This is a genomic window from Rhizobium alarense, assembly GCF_021555155.1.
Lineage (GTDB): Bacteria > Pseudomonadota > Alphaproteobacteria > Rhizobiales > Rhizobiaceae > Rhizobium_D > Rhizobium_D alarense.
This window is the reverse complement of sequence record NZ_JAKGBU010000025.1, coordinates 53,938-60,792: the sequence shown is the minus strand read 5'-3', so window position 1 is coordinate 60,792 and position 6,855 is coordinate 53,938. Positions and strand designations below refer to the sequence as shown.

8 protein-coding genes are annotated in these 6,855 nt (G+C 60.9%); 6 read left to right on the top strand and 2 right to left on the bottom strand.

Going from position 1 to position 6,855, the window contains the following annotated elements:
* Positions 1-835: aminotransferase class I/II-fold pyridoxal phosphate-dependent enzyme (locus tag LXM94_RS10255; protein ID WP_235771131.1), on the bottom strand; the 835-nt coding region annotated here is incomplete at its 3' end.
* A gap of 230 nt (positions 836-1,065) precedes the next feature.
* Between LXM94_RS10255 and LXM94_RS10250 the strand changes: the two genes are divergently transcribed.
* Genes LXM94_RS10250 through LXM94_RS10225 form a run of 6 tightly spaced genes read left to right on the top strand, consistent with a single transcriptional unit; the run spans position 1,066 to position 5,730 of the window.
* Complete coding sequence (locus LXM94_RS10250; protein ID WP_235771130.1) at positions 1,066-1,491, top strand: acetyl-CoA carboxylase biotin carboxyl carrier protein; 426 nt, start codon at positions 1,066-1,068, stop codon at positions 1,489-1,491.
* Positions 1,492-1,507: 16 nt separating this feature from the next.
* Positions 1,508-2,875, top strand: a complete 1,368-nt coding sequence (gene accC, locus LXM94_RS10245; RefSeq protein WP_235771129.1) for an acetyl-CoA carboxylase biotin carboxylase subunit — start codon at positions 1,508-1,510, stop codon at positions 2,873-2,875.
* The gene (pxpB, locus tag LXM94_RS10240; protein ID WP_235771128.1) at positions 2,872-3,549 is read left to right on the top strand and encodes a 5-oxoprolinase subunit PxpB; all 678 of its coding nucleotides are present in this window, start codon (positions 2,872-2,874) and stop codon (positions 3,547-3,549) included. Before accC ends, pxpB begins: the two co-directional genes overlap by 4 nt.
* Positions 3,546-4,532, top strand: a complete 987-nt coding sequence (locus tag LXM94_RS10235; RefSeq protein WP_235771127.1) for a 5-oxoprolinase subunit C family protein — start codon at positions 3,546-3,548, stop codon at positions 4,530-4,532. Before pxpB ends, LXM94_RS10235 begins: the two co-directional genes overlap by 4 nt.
* Complete coding sequence (locus tag LXM94_RS10230) at positions 4,529-4,963, top strand: hypothetical protein (protein ID WP_235771126.1); 435 nt, start codon at positions 4,529-4,531, stop codon at positions 4,961-4,963. Before LXM94_RS10235 ends, LXM94_RS10230 begins: the two co-directional genes overlap by 4 nt.
* A 2-nt stretch (positions 4,964-4,965) precedes the next feature.
* A complete protein-coding gene (locus tag LXM94_RS10225) occupies positions 4,966-5,730 on the top strand; it encodes a LamB/YcsF family protein (protein ID WP_235771135.1) in 765 nt (254 codons plus the stop codon).
* 136 nt (positions 5,731-5,866) lie between these two features.
* Here the strand turns inward: LXM94_RS10225 and LXM94_RS10220 are convergent, their stop codons facing one another.
* Positions 5,867-6,613, bottom strand: a complete 747-nt coding sequence (locus tag LXM94_RS10220; RefSeq protein WP_235771124.1) for an SDR family oxidoreductase — start codon at positions 6,611-6,613, stop codon at positions 5,867-5,869.
* Between the last annotated feature and the right edge of the window lie 242 nt (positions 6,614-6,855).

Genomic DNA, 6,855 nt, shown 5'->3' with positions numbered 1-6,855 from the left:
GGCTGATGGAGGAGGGGCAGGAGGAAATCTGCGATTGCAGCTTGTTGATCGCATTGACCAGCGGCAGCGGACCGACGCCGTAGCCAAGCCGCCATCCGGTCATCGCGTAGCTTTTGGAAACGCCGTTGACGACGAAGATGCGATCCTTCAGATGCGGCGCGGCTTCGACGAGGCTGACGAGGCGTCCTTCACCGAACCAGATCTCATCGTAGATTTCGTCCGTCAGCACCAGCACGCGTGGGTGGCGTTCCAGCACCTTGCCGAGCGCTTTCATCTCGCCGGCCGTATAGACCGCGCCGGTGGGGTTCGACGGCGTGTTGAGGATCAGCCAGCGCGTCTTCGGCGTAATGGCCGCTTCCAGCGCTTCCGGCTTCAGCTTGAAACCGTCCGCTTCCGGGCAGGCGATAATGACCGGCTTGCCTTCGTTCGCGACCACCATGTCGGGATAGGACACCCAGTAGGGGGCCGGGATGATTACCTCGTCATTGTCGTCAATCGATGCCATGAGGGCGACGAAGATGATCTGCTTGCCGCCGCCGCCGACGGTGATCTGCTCAAGCGGATAGTCAATGCCGGTGTGCCGTTGCATGCGGCCGGCAATTGCCTTGCGCAGTTCCAGGGTTCCGTTGACGGCGGTATATTTGGTCTTGCCGTCATGAATTGCGGCGATGCCGGCGTCCTTGACGATGTCGGGTGTGTCGAAATCCGGTTCGCCGACCGTCATGTCGACGATATCGCGTCCCGCGGCCTTCAGGTCTCTCGCCCTTGCTGCGGCTGCCGTGCTGGGGGACGGCTGGATGGATGTCACACGCTTTGCAAGCTTGAATTCCGGCATCTGTTCACATGCGTCTACGCGCGCATGTCCTCTCATTGAAATCAATGTGCGCAGAATAAAGGCAGAAGCGCTTCGGCGGGTAAGACGCATTCATTATGGGGCGATAGCGGAGGACGATGAGGCTGCCGGATATTGTAATCTCGTCTGACCCCATTACCGCGCCCTTATGGTAGCGTTTCGACCATAGATATGACGTTTCCGGATTTCTGAATTTCGACGCGGAAGGCTCAATGGACTTCGATAAACTCAACGCCCTGATGGACTGGATGTCGGTCACTCCTCTTTCCGAACTGGAGTGGAGCGAAGGCGATGAGCATATCAGGCTGGTGAGGGCGAACGGCGTCATCGTGCCGGTATCCGCTCACGGGGCGGCGGTTGGCGATGACGCCACCCCGCAGGCTACTGCCGGTGATTTGGCTGGACTGGTCGAGGCGCCGTTCTTCGGGATCGTTCACCTTACTCCTTCACCGGATGCGCCCGCCTATATTGCAATCGGCCAGACCGTTGCCCTCGGCGATACGCTCTGCACCATTGAAGCAATGAAAGCCTTCAATGCGGTTAGCGCCGAGCATGGCGGCGTCGTGAAGGAAATTCTCGTGAAATCCGGCGAACAGGTTTCCCTCGGTCAGCCGCTTTTCCGGATATCCGCAAACTAATCGCGTGAAGGCGGACATGAATTCTCGATTGCCCTTTGATACCGTCCTGATTGCCAACCGCGGCGAGATCGCGCTGAGGATCCTGTGCGCATGCCGGCAGTTGAACCTCAAGGTCGTCTGCGTCTACTCGGAAGCCGACAGGCAAGCGCCTTACCTGGCGCTGGCGGATCAGTCGATCTGCATAGGTCCGGCCTCGCCGTCGGCGAGCTACCTCAATGTCGAAGCCATCTTGATGGCCGCTGCCGCAACGGGCGCTGGTGCGATCCACCCGGGCTACGGCTTCCTTTCGGAAAATGCGGCCTTCGCCGATGCCGTAGCGGAGGCCGGCCTGGTCTTCATCGGCCCCTCGGGGGATTGCATTCGCACCATGGGCGACAAGATCGCGGCAAAACGGGCAATGGTCGCGGCCGGTGTACCCTGCGTGCCCGGTCCCGACGAACGCCTGCCCGACGATCCGAAGGTCATTGAGGGCATCGCTGCCGAGATCGGCTACCCGGTCATCATCAAGGCGGCGGGCGGCGGCGGTGGCCGCGGCATGCGCATCATACGATCCGCTACGGAGCTGAGAGAAGCTGTGGAACTGACCCGCAAGGAGGCCGCGCGCTTCTTCGGCAATCCCACCATCTACATGGAGAAGTTTCTCGATCGGCCGCGTCATGTCGAAATCCAGGTCATGTGCGACAGCCACGGTAATGCGGTTTGGCTGGGAGATCGCGACTGCTCTCTCCAGCGTCGCCACCAAAAAGTGATCGAGGAAGCGCCGGCTCCGGGGATCGGTCGGGGACGGATCGCCGAAATCGGTGAGCTCTGTGCCGGTGCCTGCCGCGAGATCGGTTATTCCGGGGCGGGGACCTTCGAGTTCCTTTACGAGGACGGCGCCTTCTATTTCATTGAGATGAATACGCGCGTGCAGGTCGAGCATCCCGTCACCGAAATGGTGACCGGCATCGATATCGTCGCCGAACAGATCAAGGTGGCGCTCGGCGACGAGCTGTCGATTTGCCAGGAGGATGTCCGTTGCGATGGCCATTCGATCGAATGCCGGATCAATGCGGAAGACCCTTACACTTTCGCGCCGAGGCCGGGTCGTGTAACCGCGCTGGCGCTGCCAGGTGGTCCGGGTGTTCGGTCCGACACGCATCTCGCTCTCGGCTACGAGATCCCGACACATTACGATTCGATGATTGCCAAGGTCATCACGCACGGCAGGTCGCGGGGCGAGGCCATCGAACGGATGCAGGGAGCGCTCAAGCAGTTGCGCATCGAGGGGCCGGCCTGCAACGCGCTCCTTCATGCCGAACTCCTCGAGGACGACGGTTTCGTCTCGGGCAACATCGACATCCATCACCTCGAGCATCTTCTGGCGGAAAGGGCATCGCGATGAACAAGAACATGCCCAGTATCCTTCAGGAACCGCGCGTCAGCCTGCTCGGCAATACCGCCCTTTTGTTCGAAGCGCCGGGAGAGTTCGACCTGCATACGCAAATGCGCATTTGGGCGCTGGCGGACCAGGCAATGGATTGGCCGAGCGTCGGCGAAGCCGTACCGGGCATGACCAATCTCATGCTGATCTTTTCCGATCCGCCACGCGACATCGAAGCCTTTGAGCACAAGCTTTTCGAGGCCTGGGCGGGCGGTGAAGAAAAAGAGATGAAGCCGCGCGAGATCGAGATTTCGATAGCCTATGGCGGCGCCGGCGGGCCGCATTTGCGCGAGGTCGCCGAAAATACCGGCCTGAGCGTGGCCGACGTCGTGAAAATCCACACAGCACCGGCATACACGGTGTATGCGGTCGGAAGCCATGCAGGTTATTGCTATCTCGGCGGTCTCGATTCCCGCCTCTTCCTGCCGCGCCGGAAGGTGCCGCTCGTGAGCATTCCTGGTGGCTCACTCTCGATCGCCGGCATGCAGACGGGTGTTTCGGCATCTGCAGGCCCAAGCGGCTGGCACACCATCGGCCATGCGGAGATTTCCTTCTTCAATCCCGAACGGCGGCCGCCGGCGTTGCTGGGGCCGGGCGATATCGTGCATTTCAAGGTGGAGAGCATTCTGTCATGATCGAGGTTCTCTCCGCCGCCCCGCTGATGACAGTACAGGATCTCGGCCGCTGCGGCTTTTATCGCTACGGCGTATGCCGCTCCGGTGCGATGGACCGCTTGGCGCTTGCCGTCGGCAACCTGCTGCTCGGCAATGACGAAGGTGTCGCTGGTCTCGAAATTCCCCTTCCGCCGGTGAAATTCGCCTTTCGCGAGGACGTCAATTTTGCCCTGACAGGTGCAGATTGCGCCGCAAAGCTCGATGGCCGCCCGGTTCCTCCCTGGTGGGCGATGCGGGCAAAAGCGGGACAGACGCTTTCGCTTTCTCCAGCGCGCTCCGGAACACGCGCCTATCTCTGCCTGGCAGGCGGCGTTGATGTTCCCGAAGTACTCGGATCCCGCAGCACGCAACTGCGTGAGGTTTTCGGCGGGCTCGAAGGCCGCCAGGTCGGCAAGGGCGACCTCATCGTGGCGGGGGGCAATAGTCTCGTCCTGCCGGAAGATGGTGTCGGTGCTCTACCGCCGTCTCTGGCGTTGGCGTTGACCGACAATTCCCCAATCGCGGTCAGGGTGGTCGTCGCGGCGGAATACGATCACTATACCACCGCATCGCAGGACCTTTTCTGGAATGCGCAATGGGAGGTCACCGCGCAGAGCAACCGTGCGGGCTTCCGGCTTGCCGGACCAGATCTGGAGCTTGCGCATAAAGTTGAGTTGCGTTCGCACGGTGTCGTGCCCGGTGTCATCCAGGTGCCGGCGGGCGGGCATCCGATTATCCAGCTCGCCGATGCCGCCACAATGGGCGGGTATCCGAAGATCGGCACGGTCATCGAGGCCGATCTCTGGCGCGTCGGCCAGGCGAAGGCCGGCGACAGGCTGCATTTCGCTGAGGTCAGCTACGAAGAAGGGCTCGATGCGCTCATCGATGTGAGAATCTATCTTGACGATCTGAGGCATCAGACAGCTCGTCTGCGCGAGGCTTCTCGGCACTGGAGGCAGGCATGAAGACCGTCGATTTCGACCGCTTGCTGCAATTGATGCTCGAAAAAGGCTTCTCGCAAGTCGACATCACTAATGGCCGCCGGCGGATAGCCATGAAGCTGGCAACGGCTCCGGACGCTGCTGCGATTTCCGCATCTGCGCAGGTGGCGCGAGCTCCCGCTTCCCCGGTCGAACTTCGAAGCCCCGCAATTGGCACGTTGCTTGAACGTCATCCACTTCATCCCGCCGATGAGGGCGAACCCGTCGAAGGGCGGCGCGTCGTGGCAGGAGAGCCGGTTGCCTATGTCCGGGCCGGCAACTTGTTGAGCGCGGTCGTTGCGCCGGCAGTTGGCCGGCTGGGACGACGGCTTTGGGAACCGGGTCAACTGGTTGGATACGCGACGCCGGTTTTCGAATTTTTCCCGGACGAGGACGGAAAAGCCGCGAAAGGATAGTCATGCGCATCGATATCAATGCCGATTTGGGGGAGGGGTTCGGCCCCTACAGCATCGCCGACGACGAAGCACTGATGCCATTGATCACGTCTGCCAACATCGCCTGCGGGTATCACGCCGGAGACCCGATGATCATGGATCGGACAGTGCGGCTGGCGAAAGAGAACGGCGTTGACATCGGGGCGCATGTCAGTTTTCCGGACCGGATGGGCTTCGGCCGCCGCGTGATCCAGATGGACGCGAGCGAAATCGAAAAGCATGTGCTTTACCAGCTCGGTGCGCTTGACGCCTTCGCGCGGGCGACGGGGCAACGTATCTGGCACGTCAATCCGCATGGCGCGCTCGGCAATCTCGCTTCCGCCGATGCGAAAACGGCGGAGGCGCTCGTTAGCGCCGTCCGGCAGTTCGACCCTGAAATCCGCCTTCTCGTTCTGCCGGGCTCGGCATTGGAAAAGGCGGCAAAAGAGGCGGGATTGCCCTGCTGGCGTCTCTTCCTGGTCGACCGGGCCTATACGAAAGATGGCCAGCTTGCCCCCCGTTCCCTGCCGGGTGCGGTCATCAAGGACGAGGCGGCGGTCCTCGCTCGCTTGCTGAAGCTGCTTCGCGAACACGTCGTCGAAACCATCGACGGCGAAACGATCGACATGCCGGCCCATTCCATTCTTGTCCATTCGGATACGCCGGGCGCGGTGGCGTTGGCCCGCACGATCCGCAAGGCGCTTGAACAAAGCGGTACTTCCATCGTCCCGCTCTCAGCGCAGGTATAAGCGGAGAGTATCCGACGGATAGACCTGAACCACAGATGTCAAAAATGCATGACGCGCTCAGATGGTTTTGCCTGAGCGCGTCATTTTTTGGACATTGCAGAAGTCGACGGCGCGTTCGATGCCGCAATGTGGGTGTTTATTCCTTGCTCTTCAGCGTCGTCAGGCCACCTGGCACTTGGAAAGTCGACATGACCTCCATCAGACCGAGATTGACATAGCTCGGCATGGCGACCGCAAAGGCGGCGATCTCGGCGACATGCTCGGCGGACGGTACTTCATAGCCTTCGTAATATTTCTTGCGCGCCTCTTCCTTGGTGACGCCGTGATTGCGGTCGAAGATCTCTGTTTCCACCCGGCCGGGGCAGATTTCGGTCACCCGCACGCGCTTGCCGAGAACGTCGATGCGGAGTTGCTGGGACAGCATATGGATGGCCGCCTTCGTGGCATGGTACATCGTGTTGCCGCCGAAATTGTAGTGGCCGGCAATCGAGCCGATGTTGATGACGTGGCCGCGGTCGCGTTCCATCATGCCCGGCAACACCATTCGGCAGGCCTGCAGAACGCTGCGCAGGTTGAGGTCGACCAGATCGTCGATGTCATCGGCGCTCGCATGCGTGATGTTGCCGACGCGTCCGACGCCTGCATTGTTGACGAGGATATCGACCTCGAGTTTGCTCAGGAGCTTCGTCAGGCCGTCGATGTCCTTCATATCCATGGCATGCGGAATGCAGCCGGTGCGTGCGGCGAGTTCGTCCAGGCGGTCCTGGCGGCGCGCGATGGCGTGAACCGTCAGGCCCTCCTTGCAAAACCGCTCGACGATAGCGGCGCCCATGCCGGCGGACGCGCCGGTCACCACCGCGGTTCGATAATCTGAAAAGCTCATGATTGTCCTCAATCCATTGCATATTCCGCGCGGGCTTGAGCCGCGCCCTGATCCGACTCTACGCAGGCCATAACTCTTGGGACAAGCTTTCAACGCCTATGGGGGCAGACGGATTTCTTATTCTGCGGCCCAGGAACACAATGACCGGGTCTTTGGCTGGCAACCTGCACCGATAAGAAATGCAGTTTTGTTGACGCTGTACGTTATCCCTCATTAACGTAGAGGCTTCTGAAAGAGGCAGC